Below are 17,617 nucleotides of genomic sequence, written 5' to 3' on the forward strand. Positions count from 1 at the left end.
TTAGCCCCGGAGCCGGCTCATGGTGGGGTCGTACAGCGGATCTTCGGTGACGGTTGCCTGGATGCGGCGGCCGAAGTATTCGATTTCCACGGAGTCCCCCAAGGACACTGCAGAGGGCAGGTAGGCGTAGGCGATCGGCTTGCGGACCGAGTAGCCGTAGGCGGCGCTGGTCACATAACCCACGGCCTGGTCCTTGTAGAACACCGGTTCCTTGCCCAGCACCAGGCTCCTGCCGTCGTCGACGGTCAAGCAGCGCAAGCGGCGGGCTGAGCCTTCCTCGGTGCGGCCTTCCAAAGCGGCCTTACCGACGAAGTTTTCCTTGGTCATTTTTACGGCAAACCCGAGGCCCGCTTCGTAAGGATCGTGCTCGGTGGTCATGTCCGAGCCCCAGGAACGGTAGCCCTTTTCCAGTCGCAGCGAGCTGAACGCGGCACGGCCTGCGGCAATGACGCCGAACGGCTGGCCGGCCTTCCACAGGGCGTCCCAGAGGCGCTGCCCGTTGTCTGCGCTGGTGTAGAGCTCCCAGCCGAGTTCGCCCACGTAGGAAAGGCGCATCGCAGTGACAGTGACCCCTCCGATGGTGACCTTCTTGGAACGGAAGTACTTCAGGCCGTCGTTGCTGAAGTCGTCGCTGCTGACGGTGCTGATGAGGTCGCGGGCCAACGGACCCCACAGGCCGATGCAGCAGGTGCCGCCAGTGGTGTCACGCACCTGGACCCAGTCGCCGGCGTCGCCGTTCTCCGTTTGGTGCCGTGCTGCCCGCTCGAAGTAGGCGGTGTCCATGTTGCCGTTGGCGCCCAGCTGGAAGGTGTCTTCGCTGAGGCGGGCCACCGTGATGTCACTTCGAATGCCGCCGGCCTCGTCCAGAAGGAGCGTGTACGTGACCGCGCCGGGCTTCTTGGACATGTCACCGGTGGTCAGTTCCTGTAGCAACTTCACGGCTCCCGGGCCGGAGATCTCGAGGCGCTTCAGTGGCGTCATGTCATACATGGCAACGGCTGTGCGGGTTTTCCAGGCTTCAGCTGCGGCAATGGGCGAGCTGAACATTCCGGACCAGGCGTCACGGGCCGGGGGCTGCCAATCGTCCGGCATTTCCTTGAGGAGTTCAGCGTTGGCTTCGAACCAGTACGGACGTTCCCAGCCGGCGCCTTCCAGGAAGTAGCCGCCCAGCTGCTTGTGGCGGGCGTGGAAGGGGCTGACGCGAAGATTGCGGGGGGAGAGCTTGGGCTGGAGCGGATGCATCACATCGTAGATTTCCACGAAGTTCTGCTGGGACGTTTCGCTGACATATTCGGGGGTCAGCTGAACCTCTTCGAAACGGTGGATGTCGCAGTCTCCCAGATCAATCTGAGACTTTCCGTCCACCAGCAGTTCGGCCACAGCGCGGGCAATGCCGGCGGAGTGGGTCACCCACACGGCCTCTGCAACGAAGAACCCGTCCACTTCCTTGGACTCGCCCACCAGTGAGCCACCGTCCGGGGTGAAGGAGAAGATGCCGTTGAAACCATCCTCGATTTCACTTTCGCGCAGTGCCGGCAGGATCTGCTTGGTGGCCTCCCACGCAGGAAGGAAGTCCTCCAGCGTGAAGTCCAGGCGGGAGGGCATATTGTGTTCGCTGATGCTGCTGGGCTCGTAGCTACCCAGCTCGTCAAGGTCCACGGGCATGGGGCGGTGAGCGTAAGAGCCAATGCCGTAGCGCTCGCCGTGCTCGCGGTAGTAAAGGTCCTGGTCCTGGTGACGCAGGATGGGCAGCTGGGCGCCGTTGGGCAGTTCGTTCTTGCCCTTCTGGGCGGGAACCGGCGTCGTTTTTACATACTGGTGAGCCAGCGGGAGGAGCGGAACGGACATTCCGATCAGCTCGCCCACCTTGGCGCCCCAGAAGCCGGCGCAGGAAACCACGATGTCCGCGGGGATCACGCCGTCGGCGGTTTCGACGCCGGTCACGCGGCGGTTGGTCTGCTCAATTCCGGTGACCTCGGTGTTGCCGATGTACTTCACCCCGGCAGCTTCGGTGCGCTTGATCAGCAGCTGCACGGCACGGGCTGCAAGCGCCAGGCCATCGGTGGGGACGTGCAGGCCACCGAGGATGTCTTCCTCATTGATCAGCGGGTAGAGCGCCTTGCACTCCTCGCGGGAGAGGATCTTGCCGTCGATGCCCCATGACTGTGCGTAGCCGAGCTTGCGCTTCAGGTCAGCCAGGCGGGTCTCCGTGGTGGCTACTTCCAGTCCACCCACCTGGTTGAAGCAGCTCTGGCCATCCTCCGTGAGGGACAGGAGCTTTTCCACCGTGTACTTGGCGAACAGTGCCATGGACTTGGACGGGTTGGTCTGGAAAACCAGGCCCGGTGCGTGGGACGTGGAGCCACCGGGCATGTTCAGGGGTCCTTGGTCCAGGACAGTGATGTTGTTCCAACCGCGGGTGACCAGTTCGTCGGCGAGGTTGGTGCCAACAATCCCAGCTCCAATGATGACAATGCGAGGCGTGGATGCCATGGGGTTCTCCTGCTGAAGTTAAAAAGGGGTGAGTCTGCTGGTGTTCTGGGGCGTGGTTTAGCGGAAAACCACTGTGCTGGTCTGGTCCAGCAGCACGCGGTGTTCGCAATGCCACTTCACGGCGCGGGACAACGCCAGGGCTTCGGCGTCCTGGCCCACGGTGGAGAGGGTGGTGGGACCGTAGCTGTGATCGACGCGGATGACTTCCTGCTCGATGATGGGTCCCTCGTCCAGGTCCGCGGTGACGTAGTGGGCGGTTGCACCCACCAGCTTCACGCCACGGTCGTAGGCCTGGTGGTAGGGGCGGGCGCCCTTGAATCCCGGCAGGAAGGAGTGGTGGATGTTGATGGCGCGTCCCTCGAGGGCGCGGCACAAGTCGTCCGAAAGCACCTGCATGTAGCGAGCCAGTACTACGAGGTCCACGTTGTACTCCTCCACCAGGTCCAGGAGCTGCTGCTCGGCTTCAGCCTTGGTGTCAGGCGTGACGGGAATGTAGACGAAGGGCAGGCCGGCGGCTTCTGCCATGGCGCGGTGGGTCTCATGGTTTGAGGCAACCACCACCAGGTCACCGCCGAGGCTGCCGCCCCGCCAACGGAAGATGAGATCGTTCAGGCAGTGCCCGAACTTGGACACCATCACCAGGACCCGCTTCTTGGTTTGGTCGTGGAAGCTGAACTTCATCTCGAAGCGGTCGGCAATTGCGCTAAATTCTTCTTCGAGCCGCTCCGGCGAGTAGGACAGTGGTCCGGAGAAAGCGGTCCGCAGGTGCAGCGTCTGGCGGAGGCCGTCGTCGAACTGCTGGTGTTCTTCAATGTTGAAACCGCGCTCGAACAGGAAGGTGGTGACTGCCTGAACGATCCCGGCCCGTTCGACGCACGACAGTGTGAGTACGAACTTCTGTGCCTGCTCGTCTTTGAGCGCTTCCGGCTTGGGCAGTGTGCTTACGGGTGAGTCTGTCGCCATGAGGGTCATGTCGCCTCCTTTAGATATATTCCTGAGTCCCGAACTGATATATTAGGATTGGATTCAGCGTATACTGGTCATTCAGGCAGGTCAATAGATTTCTTTTGGTTGGAAGGAGAAGGCGCCGTGACTTTTGGAACTCTGGCAATCGCCGGTGACGACACGAAGAAATCCCTGGCCGACATCGCCTATGAACGCCTCCGGGACCGGCTCCTGATGTTGGACATCAAGCCCGGCGAGCTCCTCAACGACGATCAGCTGGCCAAAGACCTGGAGGTAGGTCGGACTCCGGTGCGGGAAGCATTGAAACGCCTGGAGCTGGACCGGCTGGTGATTACCTATCCAAGGCGGGGGACGTTTGCCACGCGCGTGGATGTGACTGACCTGGCCTTTATTTCCGAGATCCGGGCACAATTGGAACCCCTCGCTGCTGCGAGGGCGGCTCGCGTTGCATCCGCTGCCACCAAAGAACATCTTCGTGAAGTGATGCGCGCAGTGGAGGACTTTGACGTCGATGCTGCGTCGGTGGTCGAAACTTTGCGGCTCGACGCCAGCGTTCACCGGGGAATCTACGCGGCGGCCGCGAACCCGCACCTCGAAGACATCCTGATTCGCTACGACAATCTGGCAACCCGGATCTGGTGCATGGTCCTGGATCGTTTGCCGGATCTTGAGCACCACGTGCGTGAGCACCTGGATCTGCTGAAGGCTGTCCTTGACGGTGAAGAGGACAAGGCTGCAGAGCTGGCCCGCGTGCACGTCAGTGGCTTTGAGCATGCTGTACGTCAGGCCCTTTTCGCGGCGTAGTTACCGCCTGTAGCACGGAGCCGGGGTTGTCCGCGGTCAGCGGTCGTCATCCGGCCGGGCCGTGAGGATCCTTTGTGCGCTCTCCTGCAGGATGCCCAGCGATTCCTGGATCAAAGGCGACGCGATGCTGCCCCTGCGCACCGCTGCCACAATTCGGCGTGCGGGCTTGCCTTTACCGGTAATGCGTAGCCGGACCACGTTCTCTGCATTATGCAGGGGTGCGAGTCGCGGCAGCAGGCCAACGCCCAGCCCTGCGCCCACGAAGGCGATTTGGGTTTCCCATTCAACGGCCTCATGAGCTACTCGCGGTGTTACACCAACAGCCGTAAAGGCCGCTGTAAAGAGGGCGTGGTACGTGGATCCGGCGGCTTCTGTGATCCATGGTTCTGCAGCCAGTTCTTCAAGGGTCACAGTTTCCCGTGATGCCAGCCGGTGGGTACCGGGAATGATGACGTCCAGGGGATCGTCCAGCAAGACGGTCTGTTCGAACCGGGGATCGTCCTCCACGTAGGTGTCTGACTGCATGGCAACAATCACTGCAAGGTCTATTCGCTCGGCCACCAGCAAATCGAAGCAGCGGGCCGGATTTGCTTCCAGCACCTGCACCTCCAGCAGGGGACGCGTGGAGCGAAGGGTGGCGGCCAGCGGCGCCAGCAACTGGGCGGCCGCCGTCGAGAAGCCGCCGAGCCCAAAACGTGACTGCACCTGATCGCCGGCCTCCATCGCCGCTGCGCGCAGGCTCTCCCATTCGGCAATGAGGGTGTCCGAACCGGCCACCAGAAAGCGGCCCGTGGCGGTCAGCCGCACGCCCCGGCCGTCCTTGGTCAGTAGCTGCATTCCCAGCATGCGCTGGAGCTCCCGCAGCTGAGCGGAGACGGCGGAGGGAGAGTATCCGGTGAGCTCCGCGGTGGCGCCAATGGTGCCGCAGCGGGCAAACACCCGGAGTGTGATGAGCCTCGCATCGATCATGCACCTATTGTGCACGGTTATCTTCTGAATCTTGCGCTTTTGTTGTGGTTCAATGATCCCTAATCTCATGATTACAAGGTTTTCGACATCGCCGCTCGCCCCCAAGCAGCAGTGCTCCCCACGAAACACACTCTGACCCACGCCTCCCGGGAGGAAAACATATGTCTGCTCCAGTCTTGCCCCTCAACTCACGCGGAAAACTCGCCTCATCTTTGCCTGCAGAGCAGCTGGCAGAGATCAGCGCGTTATTCGAGTTCCGGCGCAAGGGATATTCCCTCGACGCGCCCTTCTACACCGATGCCACGATCTTCAAGATGGACATGGAAGCCATTTTTGGCCAGCACTGGATCTTTGCCGGCAGCGTCGCCGAGCTACCGGAGCCGGGCGACTACATCACGGTTGACTACGGTCCTTACTCCCTGATCGTTCTGCGCAATGACGACGGCGGCGTGAACGTCCTGCACAACGTCTGCCGCCACCGCGGCGCACGGGTCCTCACCGAGGCTGCAGGGGCCACTGGAAACCTGGTGTGCGGCTACCACTCCTGGACCTATTCCCCCGAGGGCAACCTGATCCATGCCTCCGCTCCCGGCGAGGCCAAGTTCGACAAGAATTGCTTCGCCCTGAAGCGGGCACACGGCCGCGAGGTTGCCGGGCTCATCTTCGTCTGCATTGCCGATGAGCCGCCCACCGATTTTGACGAAACCTCAAAGATCTTTGAGCCGTACCTTGCGCCCCACGATCTGTCCAAGACGAAGATTGCCTACCAGCAGAACATCATCGAGGAGGGCAACTGGAAGCTCGTCATGGAGAACAACCGTGAGTGCTACCACTGCGACGGCCACCCGGAGCTCGCCTGTTCGCTGTTTCCCACGTGGGGACTGACGGAGGGCCTGATCCCGGCCCACCTTGAGGAAGTGTGGGACCGCAACAAGGAAGCACAATCCTCGCTTGAGGAGCGTTGCCGCCGCTATGGCCTTCCCTACGAGGTGGTGGAGGAGCTGGACACCCGCATTGCAGGAATCCGTATTTCCCGCGAATCCCTCGACGGTGAGGGCGAATCGTTCTCGGCCGACGGGCGCAGGCTTTCCAAGAAACTGCTTGGTGACCTGCCGGACTTCCGCCTTGGCCGCTGCTCGATGCACCTGCAGCCCAACAGCTGGTTCCACTTCCAGAGCGATCACGTCATCACGTTCGGTGTCTTCCCCATCAACGAACACCAGTCCTTGGTTCGCACCACCTGGCTGGTAGCTGACGACGCAGTGGAAGGCGTGGACTACGACCTGGAGAAACTCACCTACACCTGGAAACAGACCAACCTGCAGGACAAGGCGTTCGTGGAACTGTGCCAGACCGGAGCCGGCAGCCCTGCCTACGAGCCCGGCCCGTACATGAAGAGCGAATACCAGGTGGAGGCATTCATCAACTGGTACGTGCAGCGTGTCCAGGAGCACCTGGCATGACCGAACTCCTCACTGAGACCATCGTCCAGGAGCCACATCGCATTCGCGGTCTTGAAATGCCGTGGAACAGGGTGATGGGCAGCACCGAGGGACCCGCCAGCGCAGCCCGCGCCCTGGGTCCCTGGCATCCGCAGGAGTTCATGGCCGAATGCGTGGAGATCGTTCCCGAAGTGGGCGGAATGATGACTTTCGTGTTCCGCCGCTGCGACGGTGCGCCCCTGGCGTTCCGGGCCGGCCAGTACGTGAACGTTGCCTTCCCCGTGAACGGCGAGGACCAGGATCCGGCGGACCGAAGCTACTCGTTGTCCAGCGCCCCCACCAAGCCGTGGACTTTCGACATCACGGTCAAACGCGATCCCACAGGACTGGTTTCGCCGTGGGTGCACCAGAACATCAAGCCCGGCACTGTCCTTGAGATGTTGGGACCCGTGGGTGCCTTCCACCTGCCCGACGCTGACCGGCGGGCACGCTACCTCCTGCTGGCCGCCGGCGCCGGCATCACGCCGATCATGTCCATGGTGCGGACCATCCACTCTCTGCCCGGACAGGCCGATGTGGTTGTGCTGTACCACGGGGCGGCGGACGAGGGTTTTGCCTTTAATAAGGAGCTCGCCTACATCGCCTCGGTGGACTCGCGCATTAAGGTCTTCTACTCCTTGGGCGACCGCGCCAAACCCGCGGACTGGGAAGGGCTGAGCGGACGGCTGACGGCGGCCATGCTGAACGAGGTTGCGCCGGACGCCAACGGGCGGCAGGTCTACGCATGTGGCCCCGAGGGCTACCTGAACACGGCCACCGAACTGTTGGGGAACGTGGGAGTGGATGACACCTCCATCCATATGGAGTTCTTCACCGGGGACCGCCAGACCATCCTTGAGTATCAGGCAGAGCTGGCCCTTGCGGTGGACATTGCTGAGGAGATTGCAGAGGAAATCGCGGATTCCGCGGAGGACTACTATGAGGGCCAGCCCGCAGCGTTCGGGCTCTACGAGCCCGGCTACGACGCCGAGGGGACCCTGCAGGCCACGGGGATGCCGCTGGAAACGGTTGACCCGGATGCACCTGAAGCTTCTGACGACGGTTCGGATGCGGGGGCGGAGGTTTCAACTCCCGATGCTTCGAGTTTTGAGACAGTAGGAACGGGAAGCCTTACCTTGTCCTTCATGCGCACGGGGATTAACGTTCGGGTGGATCCCACTGAGCACATCCTGGGCCCTGCCCAGCGTGCCGGCGTCAGGATCGGTGCCAACTGCAAAGAGGGCATGTGTGGCTCCTGCAAGGTGGTGAAACTTTCAGGTGAAGTGGAGATGAACCACCAAGGCGGAATCCGGGCACGAGAGATTGACGCAGGCAAGTTCCTGCCCTGCTGCTCCACCGCGCGGACCGATATGGTGATTGACGCTTAATCCTGATCACCCCCTGTTTTCGCGCATTAGCACGGGCATTTGGCCGTGCGCAACCCAGAGTTAATCTCATTTCCTCGTTCAGACCCCCGGAACGGGTCTATAGTGAGGGAACAGGACATTCGCTGATGCAGACCGGCGGCCCGTTATTTCTTCCGACGCCGGAGGCCCCGTAATGACCGACACCCAAATTGGTAGCTTTATTCGCGACTGTGTGGTGTTTGAGGACGACACTGACAACGGCTTGGACTTTGACACGTTCTATGGCTTGTACATCAGCTGGTGCGTCCTCGGACGCAAAATCCCCATTCCCGACTCCGCCTTCAAGACCGCTCTGGAACTCGAGGGCCACAAGCCCGTCAAGGAAAATGGCCGGCGGATTTACCCGGGCATGACCATGGTTGGGCCGGCCGCCAGGGACTACGTGGTAAATAGTGTCCCGATGTGGACCGAAACTGCCACCGACATCCCGGTTTCCGAGATCCGCCAGCAAGCCTTGGCATCCATCGCCTGATTTCATACCAGCGAGCTCTCAGCCCATGCCCCTAGGATTTCTTAGGGGGCATGGGCTGTTCCTGTTTCCCAGGGTTTTCGCTGAAAGGTACTCATGAAGCCGTCCATTGTTTGGTTTCGCGACGATCTGCGGGTCGCCGACAACCCGGCCTTGCGTGCCGCCGTCGACGACGGTGCGGCCGTTGCCCTCTACGTCCTTGACGAAGAATCGCCGGGCATCCGCCCTCACGGCGGGGCCTCGCGGTGGTGGCTCCACCACTCGCTGACCAGCCTCCGTGAGGAGCTGGACAAGCTCGGTGTTCCATTACTCCTCCGCCGCGGCCCGGCGGCGGACATCGTCCAGAAGACCACGACGGCGATTGGCGCCGGAGGGCTGTACTGGAACCGGCGGTACGGTTCCGCTGAGCGGACGGTGGACGCCGGCATCAAGGCTTGGGCGGGCGAGGCCGGACTTCATGTCTCGAGTTTTCAGGCTTCCCTTCTCCATGAGCCGTGGGAAGTCACCACCAAAACGGGCGGCCAATACAAGGTCTTTACCCCTTTTTGGCGGACAGTTTCTGCGCAGGACTTCCGCGAGCCGCTGGCCGTACCGGAAGCCGGCCACGGATTCACCGGAAAGCTGCCCGTCTACGAACAGTTGGATTCGTGGCATCTGCTGCCCACAACACCGGACTGGTCAGGTGGGCTGGCCGAGATGTGGACGCCGGGAGCTGCTGCCGGGCACAAGCGGCTCGCCAAGTTCGTGGATGACGGCCTGTCCAACTACAGCGAGGGCCGCAACCGCCCCGACACCGATGGCAGCAGTTGCCTCTCGCCCTACCTTCGCTGGGGTGAGCTCAGCCCGTTCGAGGTGTGGCATGCCCTGGGGTCCAAACGCTCCGAAAGCGCCTCTATTTATGCTTCCGAGTTGGGCTGGCGTGAGTTCTGCTGGCACCAGTACTTCCACAACCCGGAGTTGGCAACGGCCAACCTTCGCACTGAGTTTGATCGCTTCCCGTGGGCGTGGCCGGGTAGCGCCAAAAATGGCAGTAACAAGCATCCCGGCCACGAGTCGGCACCCGAGGAGTTCCGGGCCTGGCAGCAGGGTCGCACCGGTTTCCCCATGGTGGACGCGGGGCAGCGGCAGCTGTGGCATACGGGCTGGATGCACAACCGCGTCCGCATGGTTGCCGCCAGCTTCCTGGTGAAGAACCTCGGCATCCATTGGCAGCTGGGGGAGCAGTGGTTCTGGGACACCCTGGTGGATGCGGATCCTGCATCGAATCCCGCCAACTGGCAGTGGGTAGCCGGCTCCGGCGCGGATGCTTCACCGTTCTTCAGGATCTTCAATCCGGAGGCTCAGCGCGTCAAATTCGATCCCCAAGGGAAGTACATCGCCCGCTGGATTCCGGAGTTCGGGACACCGGAGTACGCAGAGGAAATCGTGGACCTCAAAACCACGCGGGCCGAAGCGCTGGAGGCGTACAAGGAGATGAGGGAGGTCCACTAGTACCCCTCTGGAAATTAGTAGGAAGTCCGAGTATATTCGGATTCAGAGATGACCTGGATCACAGTTGGTCACGTGTTCGGCAACGGTCACAGCACCCGGCGGCACGGCAGTCATTCACCGATGCAAAGGAGCATTTCACCATGGTGCGCGAGCTTTCCCACTACGTAGACGGCCAGAGGATCGACGGCACGTCCGGCCGGTTCAGTGATGTCTACGATCCCTGCACGGGCGAAGTTCAGGCACGGCTTCCGCTGGCCAGCGCGGACGAGGTTCGCAACGCCGTCGCAAATGCAGAAAAGGGCCAGCTCGAATGGGCGGCCATGAACCCGCAACGCCGGGGACGCATCCTCCTGAAGTTCGTGGACCTGGTCAACCAGAACATGGACGAACTTGCCAGGCTCTTGTCCTCCGAGCACGGCAAGACCTTCGCGGACGCCAAGGGCGATATCCAGCGCGGCATCGAGGTAGTGGAGTTCTCGGCCGGGGCGCCGCACCTGCTCAAGGGCGAATTCTCGGACAACGCCGGGCAGGGGATCGATGTCCATTCGCTCCGCCAGCCGTTGGGCGTGGTCGCAGGCATCACTCCCTTCAACTTCCCGGCCATGATTCCGCTGTGGAAGTCCGGTCCGGCGCTCGCAGCCGGCAACGCCTTCATCCTCAAGCCCTCCGAACGGGATCCTTCCGTTCCCCTGCGCCTTGCGGAACTGTACAGCGAGGCCGGCGTGCCCAACGGCGTCTTCAACGTGATCAACGGCGACAAGGAAGCCGTGGATGCGCTGCTCGAAGATCCGCGGGTGAAGGCCATCGGCTTTGTGGGCTCCACGCCCATCGCCCAGTACATCTACGCAACGGCCGCGGCGCACGGCAAACGCGCGCAGTGCTTCGGTGGCGCGAAGAACCACATGGTGATCATGCCCGACGCCGATCTGGACATGGCAGCCGACGCCCTGATTGGTGCCGGGTACGGTTCCGCCGGCGAACGCTGCATGGCGATCTCCGTTGCCGTGCCGGTGGGGCAGGAAACCGCTGACGCGCTGGTGGCCAAGCTGACCGAACGCGTCAAGGACCTCAAGGTGGGCCACAGCCTGGACAAGGATTCGGACTTCGGCCCCGTGGTGGCTGCTTCTGCCAAGGAGAGGATCGAGGGTTACATCCAGTCCGGCGTGGACGAGGGCGCAACGCTGGTCACTGATGGTCGTGGCCTCTCCGTGGATGGATACGACGGCGGCTTCTGGGTGGGCCCCACCCTCTTCGACAACGTCACCAAGGACATGAAGATCTACAAGGAAGAGATCTTCGGTCCCGTCCTCAGCGTTCTGCGTGCGGCTGACTATGACGAAGCGCTCAGGCTCTGCAGCGAGCACGAGTTCGGCAACGGCGTCGCAATTTTCACCCGCGACGGCGACTCCGCCCGGGACTTTGCCAGCCGCGTGGAGGTAGGCATGGTGGGCATCAACGTCCCCATCCCCGTGCCCATCGCTTACTACACGTTCGGCGGCTGGAAGGCGTCCGGTTTCGGCGACCTCAACCAGCACGGCGCCGACGCTTTCCGCTTCTACACCAAGACCAAAACCGTGACGTCGCGGTGGCCCTCCGGCATTCGCCAAGGTGCAAGCTTCGTGATGCCGGCTGGCAGCTGATGGGGTCTGAAGAGGTAGAGGAAGAAGTCCTGTTTGAGCGTCGCGGCCACCTCGGCATCGTGACCCTCAACCGCCCCAAGGCAGTCAATGCGTTGAACGTGGGAATGGTCAAAGCCATGCTCCGTCAGTTGACCGTTTGGGCTGACGACGACGCCGTTGCCACCGTATTGGTGCGTGGTGCGGGCGACCGTGGGCTGTGCGCCGGTGGCGACATCGTGGCGATTTACAAGGACATGTTGCACGGTGGCACGGAGACAGCCGAGTTCTGGGCTGACGAATACCGGCTGAACGCACTGATCTCGCATTACCCCAAGCCTTACGTCGCGTTCATGGACGGACTGGTGCTGGGCGGCGGGGTGGGCGTTTCGGCGCACGGCTCCGTTCGCGTGGTTACCGAAAGGACGCGGACCGGCATGCCGGAAACCACCATCGGCTTCGTTCCCGACGTCGGCGGCACCCTTCTTCTCTCACGCTCACCGGGGGAGGCGGGCACGCACGCAGCCCTCACCGGGGCGCACCTGTCTGGCGCGGACGCCCTGTTCCTGGGGCTCGCGGACCACTTCGTCCCGTCCGAAAGCCTCCCCGCGTTGGCGGAAGCGCTGGAAAGCTCGACGGCGGAGGCCGCCGTCGAGCACTTTGCCCAAGCGGCGCCGGACTCGGCACTTGCGGCACAGCGGGACTGGATTGACGCAGCCTATGCGCATGACGATGCCGAGGAGATCGTCCGAAGCCTGCGCACCGGCCCGGGTGAAGCCGTTGAGGCAGCCGAGACCATCGAGGCGAAGTCGCCCACATCGGTCAAAGTCACCCTGGAATCCCTGAGACGCGTCCGCGGGCTCTCTCTGGAGGAAGCCCTGGACCAGGAATACCGCGTGGGCTTGCGATGCCTGGCCGGGCCGGATTTCAGGGAGGGCATCCGCGCGCAAGTGGTGGACAAGGACCGCAACCCGCAATGGAAGCCGGCCACCCTGGCCGAAGTCCGGGAGTCCGACGTCGAGGGCTACTTTGCGCCGCTCGGCGAACGGGAGCTGGGGCTTTCAGCCAGTCCAGTCCAAGCGAATTGAAGGAGACGATCATGACAGAAAACGCAGCGGCAACGGGACTCATCGCCTTCCTTGGGCTGGGGCATATGGGTGGCCCCATGGCGGCTAACCTGATCAAGGCCGGGCACGATGTGATTGGCTACGACCCCGTTCCAGCGGCCGTAGAGGCTGCTTTGGCCCACGGAATTCCCATGGCTTCCACGGCGCATGAGGCTGCGGCGGAGGCCGCAGTGGTGTTGACCATGCTGCCCAGCGGCAAGCACGTGCTGGACGCTTACCGCGGCGTGGACGGGCCGGGGCTGCTGTCTATCGCCAAACCGAACACGCTGTTCCTGGACTGTTCCACCATCAACGTGGATGAAGCCCGCGAGGCGGCCGCTCTTGCTGTGGATGCCGGTCACCGATCTGTGGACGCTCCCGTGTCCGGTGGTGTTGTGGGGGCTGAGGCCGGAACCTTGACCTTCATGGTGGGTGCCTTGCCGCAGGATTTCGAGACCGTGAGGCCCGTTCTGGAGCTCATGGGCAAGAGGATCGTTCACTGCGGTGATCATGGGGCCGGTCAGGCCGCGAAGGTTTGCAACAACATGATCCTGGGTGTGTCCATGATCGCCGTTGCCGAAGCGTTTGTTCTAGGTGAGAAGCTGGGGCTCACGCACCAGGCATTGTTCGACGTCGCATCCAACGCGTCCGGCCAATGCTGGGCGCTGACCACCAACTGCCCAGTTCCGGGTCCGGTTCCAACCAGCCCCGCTAACCGCGACTATCAGCCGGGCTTTGCCGGTGCGTTGATGGCCAAGGACCTGCGTCTGGCCCTGAACGCGCTGGAAAGCACAGGAGTTGCTGCGGAAATGGGTCCCCTGGCTTCGCGCATCTACGACGCCTTTGCCGCCGGGGACGGGGCCGGGCGGGACTTCTCCGGGATCATCACGGAGATCCGCGATAAGTCGGTGTGAGAGATTGTCCGTGTACTTGAGCGTTTTTACGAGAGGGAAAGCATGACGGAGCAGTACCAGAACATTGTGGTGGAACGTCGGGGACGCGTGGGCTTGGTGACGTTGAACCGGCCTGAGGCGCTGAACGCGCTCAATACTGCACTCATGAACGAACTCGTGGACGCTGTTTCTTTGATGGACACTGATCCGGATGTTGGGGCTGTGGTGATCACGGGATCGGCCAAAGCATTTGCTGCCGGCGCCGACATCAAGGAAATGTCCTCCAACACCTACATGGACATGTACGCAGCGGACTGGTTCCGGCACTGGGAGGACCTCACCCGGCTGCGCATACCCGTAATCGCGGCAGTGTCCGGTTTTGCATTGGGCGGCGGCTGCGAACTGGCCATGATGGCCGACATCATCATTGCCGGCGACAACGCAAAGTTCGGCCAGCCCGAGATCAACCTCGGAGTGATTCCCGGAATGGGCGGTTCGCAACGGCTCACCCGCGCCGTGGGCAAAGCCAAGGCAATGGACATGATCCTGACCGGCCGGTTCATGGACGCAGAAGAAGCCGAACGCTCCGGCCTGGTGTCCCGTGTGGTTCCTGCCGCTGAGGTGGTTGATGAGGCCATCAAGGCCGCGGAAGTCATCGCCTCCAAGTCCAAGCCCGCCGCGATGGTAGCCAAGGAAGCCGTGAACGCAGCCTTCGAGATGGGCCTTGCGCAGGGCGTGGTCTTTGAACGCAGGGTGTTCCACTCGCTCTTCGCCACGGATGACCAGAAGGAAGGAATGGCAGCGTTCAGCGAGAAGCGCCAGCCGGAGTTCAAGCACAGGTAACTGGTTTCGCGAAAAACAGGCCTCCGTCGTGCTGTTCGTTCCCTTTGCCGGCCGAACTACACAGCGGCGAGAGGCGCCTGTTGGTGTTCGTCCAGCCGCGTTTGAAGCTCTGCCGAGGTGGGAGGGTTGGCACCGGGCCGACTGACGGTGATTGCGGCAGCAAGGGCTGCGGTCTGTCCAATCATCTCAAGGGCCGATGCCGCAAATGCGTTCTCACCTCTGGCCAGTAGCTCGAAGATGAGGGCGGCCATGTATGAGTCGCCGGCACCGATGGTGTCTGCAACGTTGGTCTTCGCTGAGGGGACGCTAAGGCGTGTACCGGGGATTGCAAGGAGCGCGCCTTCGCCGCCCCGGGTGATAACTGCCAGCCGTGCTCCCTGTTTGAGGAGCCTGAATGCGACGTCGTCCGGCGACAACGTGGGATAAAGCCAATGAGCGTCTTCGTCACTGAGCTTGATGACGTCAGTGAGGGGAATCAGATCTTCGAAGATCTGCAATGCTTCGGCGTGGCTGCCAAGCAGGGCCGGGCGAATGTTGGGGTCGTAGGTAACCAGGCAGGAGTTGTGGCCTTGTTCGAGGAGGCTACGCACGGTGGCAGCTCCCGGTGCCAGGAACGTGGCGATGGATCCGGTGTGGAGGACTTTCGGGATCAAGGCCGGTGCTACGGGTGCGAGGTCCCAGCGGATGTCGAACTCGTAGCTGGCCGAACCGTCCGTGGCGAGTGTGGCGGTGGCGGTGGCGGTGCGCTCGAGGGACTTTGATCCTGGAAGCAGCCGGACGCCTGCGCTGTGAAGGTGAGCGGCGATGGAGGTGCCGTGTTCGTCGTCGCCGATTGCCGTGAGCAGCCCGGTGGGTACTCCCAGACGGCCCAAGCCGTAAGCCACGTTCGCAGGGGAACCGCCGGGGTAGCTGATGCTTCCTTCCCGGGTGTTCACAATGTCCACCAAGGCTTCGCCGATCACAAGAACGTCGAGTTGGTCGTGGGCGGAGCTGCCCGGGTGAAGGTTGTGCATCTTGGTACTTTCGTCAGGTTGCCGCCTATTTGTGTGGCTTTGTGCGGCGGCAGAGGTATGGGTCCGTCCGCGGACCTGTGGGCAGGTCCGCGGACGGGGTTCGTGGGGTCCGAATGGAACGGTAGATCCGGCGCGGCCGTTAGGCTTTGGCCGCACCTGTCATGATGGCGACAGCATCGGTCATGGTGTGCGATTGCGGGGTGATAGTCGCCGCGCATTTGCCCAAGCGCTGGATGTGGATGCGGTCTGCGACGTCAAATACGTGCGGCATGTTGTGGCTGATCAGGATCACCGGCAGGCCTCGGTCGCGGAGGTCCCGGACCAGCTGAAGTACTTGGTTGGACTCGCGTACTCCCAAAGCGGCTGTTGGTTCGTCGAGAACCACCACCTTGGAACCGAAAGCCGCTGCACGGGCCACCGCGACGGCTTGGCGCTGGCCGCCGGAGAGATTCTCCACCGGCACGGTGACGTCCTGGAGCGTGGAGATGCCCAGCCTGCTCAGCTCTTCCTTGGCTTTCCTGCGCATGCCTTTGGTGTCGAGCATTCTGAAAAGGCTTCCCAAAGGTCCGGGGAGACGCTCTTCGCGGCCGAGGAACAGGTTGGAGGCAACATCCAGGGCCGGCGAAACGGCAAGGTTCTGGTAGACGGTTTCTATGCCGTGGACGCGGGCGTCCTGCGGCCGTTTGAAGTGCACCTGCTGTCCGGAGACGAAGAGTTCGCCGGTGTCGGGAATTTCAGCACCGGTGAGGCATTTGATAAGCGTGGACTTACCGGCGCCGTTGTCGCCGATGACAGCCAGAACCTCGCCGGGGTAGAGGTCCAGGCTGACGCCGTCCAGACCAACAACGCGGCCAAAGGTCTTTACGAGGTTCCTGGCTTTAAGGATGGGCTCACGGGTTTCGGTTCCGGGGGCTTCAAATTGTGTAGTGGTCATGACTTGACCTTTCGGATCCATTGATCGACGGACACGGCAATGATGATCAGGATGCCTACGGCGAGGGTCTGATAGAGCACGTCCAAGCCGGCGAGCGAGAGACCGTTGCGGAAGACACCAACAATCAGTGCTCCGAGCAGCGAACCCCAGATCGAGCCACGGCCGCCGAAGAGGCTGGTGCCGCCAATCACGACGGCGGTGATGGAGTCCAGGTTCAAATCGACACCGGCGTTGGGGCTGGCGGCGTTGGTGCGGCCGATCTGGATCCACGCACCGATGGCGAGGACGGCACCTGCGGCAAGATAGACGCTCATCAGGACACGGTTGACGGGAATACCGGCAAGTCTGGCAGCTTCCTTGTCATCTCCCACAGCGTAGACGTGCCGTCCCCAAGCGGTCTTGCCCAGAATGTAGGCCATGGCAACGTAGAGGAGGAGCATCATGACCACGCCGGTGGAGATCCGGACAGGTCCGATCGGGAAGGTGCTGCCAAGCCAAGTGAGCATGTCCGGCATAGCGGAGCCACGCACGGTGCTTCCACCGGAGTACAAGAGCGTCAGGGCGATGAAAATGTTCAGGGTTCCCAGTGTGACGATGAACGGTGGGAGCCGGAATCTTGTGACGAGGAAGCCGTTCAGAGCACCGGATCCCAATCCGACAGCGAGACCGGCAATCAGCGCGATCGGCCCTGGAATTCCGTTGCTGACCGCGAGCTGCGCGATCACCATTGAGGACAGGATCATCACTGCACCGACGGACAGGTCAATTCCGGCGGTCAGGATGATCAGGGTCTGGGCGATTGCCAGGGTGCCCACCACGGCCACCTGCTGGGTAATCAGAGACAGATTCTCAACGCGCAGAAACCGATCGTTGAGGAGTCCGAAGACCACCACTGCGATCAGCAGGACGATGGCCGGGCTGAGGGCTGGGTATCGGTGGAGAATATTGCGGATTCTGCTGAGGGGAGTCTGGCGGTCGAGGAATTCCTCGGCCAGGTCAGCATGCGCGGCGCTCGGGGGGCCGGCGGTCTGTTGCTGGGTCACTTAGATTGCTCCTGAACTTCCATGTTCTGTAACTGCTGGGCGCGGGGAGACGCTGCTTGGCTCGTCTCC

The 17,617-nt window shown here is 62.3% G+C and carries 15 protein-coding genes; 9 read left to right on the top strand and 6 right to left on the bottom strand.

The genetic code is table 11. From position 1 onward, the window contains the following. Together ACZ5J0_RS02240 and purU are read right to left on the bottom strand one after the other, a co-directional pair. Positions 1-2,493, bottom strand: a complete 2,493-nt coding sequence (locus ACZ5J0_RS02240) for a GcvT family protein (RefSeq protein WP_142936897.1) — start codon at positions 2,491-2,493, stop codon at positions 1-3. Positions 2,494-2,550: 57 nt separating this feature from the next. Next, positions 2,551-3,465, bottom strand: a complete 915-nt coding sequence (gene purU / locus ACZ5J0_RS02245; RefSeq protein WP_142936896.1) for a formyltetrahydrofolate deformylase — start codon at positions 3,463-3,465, stop codon at positions 2,551-2,553. A gap of 117 nt (positions 3,466-3,582) precedes the next feature. On the opposite strand from purU, the gene ACZ5J0_RS02250 reads away from it, so the two are divergent. Beyond that, the gene (locus ACZ5J0_RS02250; RefSeq protein WP_142936895.1) at positions 3,583-4,263 is read left to right on the top strand and encodes a GntR family transcriptional regulator; all 681 of its coding nucleotides are present in this window, start codon (positions 3,583-3,585) and stop codon (positions 4,261-4,263) included. A 36-nt stretch (positions 4,264-4,299) separates the two neighbouring features. Here ACZ5J0_RS02250 and ACZ5J0_RS02255 read toward each other — a convergent pair whose 3' ends face one another. After that, a complete protein-coding gene (locus ACZ5J0_RS02255) occupies positions 4,300-5,232 on the bottom strand; it encodes a LysR family transcriptional regulator (RefSeq protein ID WP_464094075.1) in 933 nt (310 codons plus the stop codon). 161 nt (positions 5,233-5,393) lie between these two features. Here ACZ5J0_RS02255 and ACZ5J0_RS02260 point away from each other — a divergent pair, with 161 nt between their 5' ends. The 8 genes from ACZ5J0_RS02260 (at position 5,394) to ACZ5J0_RS02295 (ending at position 14,558) form a co-directional block, all read left to right on the top strand. Further along, a complete protein-coding gene (locus tag ACZ5J0_RS02260; RefSeq protein ID WP_250821100.1) occupies positions 5,394-6,695 on the top strand; it encodes an aromatic ring-hydroxylating oxygenase subunit alpha in 1,302 nt (433 codons plus the stop codon). Then, a complete protein-coding gene (locus ACZ5J0_RS02265) occupies positions 6,692-8,101 on the top strand; it encodes a ferredoxin reductase (RefSeq protein WP_166841192.1) in 1,410 nt (469 codons plus the stop codon). Before ACZ5J0_RS02260 ends, ACZ5J0_RS02265 begins: the two co-directional genes overlap by 4 nt. A gap of 172 nt (positions 8,102-8,273) precedes the next feature. Continuing rightward, positions 8,274-8,612 carry a hypothetical protein gene (locus ACZ5J0_RS02270; RefSeq protein WP_142936891.1) on the top strand — a complete coding sequence of 113 codons (339 nt, stop codon included), beginning with the start codon at positions 8,274-8,276 and terminating at the stop codon, positions 8,610-8,612. A 93-nt stretch (positions 8,613-8,705) separates the two neighbouring features. After that, positions 8,706-10,100 (top strand): cryptochrome/photolyase family protein, encoded by a 1,395-nt coding sequence (locus tag ACZ5J0_RS02275; RefSeq protein WP_464094076.1) that lies wholly within the window; start codon positions 8,706-8,708, stop codon positions 10,098-10,100. A gap of 140 nt (positions 10,101-10,240) precedes the next feature. After that, a complete protein-coding gene (locus tag ACZ5J0_RS02280; protein WP_464094077.1) occupies positions 10,241-11,740 on the top strand; it encodes a CoA-acylating methylmalonate-semialdehyde dehydrogenase in 1,500 nt (499 codons plus the stop codon). Further along, complete coding sequence (locus tag ACZ5J0_RS02285) at positions 11,740-12,804, top strand: enoyl-CoA hydratase/isomerase family protein (RefSeq protein ID WP_464094078.1); 1,065 nt, start codon at positions 11,740-11,742, stop codon at positions 12,802-12,804. Before ACZ5J0_RS02280 ends, ACZ5J0_RS02285 begins: the two co-directional genes overlap by 1 nt. Positions 12,805-12,815: 11 nt before the next feature. Next, positions 12,816-13,736 carry a 3-hydroxyisobutyrate dehydrogenase gene (gene mmsB, locus ACZ5J0_RS02290; protein WP_464094079.1) on the top strand — a complete coding sequence of 307 codons (921 nt, stop codon included), beginning with the start codon at positions 12,816-12,818 and terminating at the stop codon, positions 13,734-13,736. 42 nt (positions 13,737-13,778) lie between these two features. After that, entirely contained in the window at positions 13,779-14,558 is a 780-nt protein-coding gene (locus ACZ5J0_RS02295; RefSeq protein WP_464094080.1) for an enoyl-CoA hydratase, read from the top strand. A 56-nt stretch (positions 14,559-14,614) separates the two neighbouring features. On the opposite strand, the gene ACZ5J0_RS02300 is transcribed toward ACZ5J0_RS02295, so the two are convergent. From ACZ5J0_RS02300 to ACZ5J0_RS02310, 3 genes are all read right to left on the bottom strand, one after another. Beyond that, positions 14,615-15,571 carry a carbohydrate kinase family protein gene (locus ACZ5J0_RS02300; RefSeq protein WP_464094081.1) on the bottom strand — a complete coding sequence of 319 codons (957 nt, stop codon included), beginning with the start codon at positions 15,569-15,571 and terminating at the stop codon, positions 14,615-14,617. A 139-nt stretch (positions 15,572-15,710) separates the two neighbouring features. Continuing rightward, entirely contained in the window at positions 15,711-16,505 is a 795-nt protein-coding gene (locus ACZ5J0_RS02305) for an ATP-binding cassette domain-containing protein (RefSeq protein ID WP_464094082.1), read from the bottom strand. Beyond that, positions 16,502-17,548, bottom strand: coding sequence for an ABC transporter permease (locus ACZ5J0_RS02310; protein WP_223941618.1), 1,047 nt, complete (start codon positions 17,546-17,548; stop codon positions 16,502-16,504). Before ACZ5J0_RS02310 ends, ACZ5J0_RS02305 begins: the two co-directional genes overlap by 4 nt. Between the last annotated feature and the right edge of the window lie 69 nt (positions 17,549-17,617).

Source organism: Arthrobacter sp. DualSoilB13, from assembly GCF_055389195.1.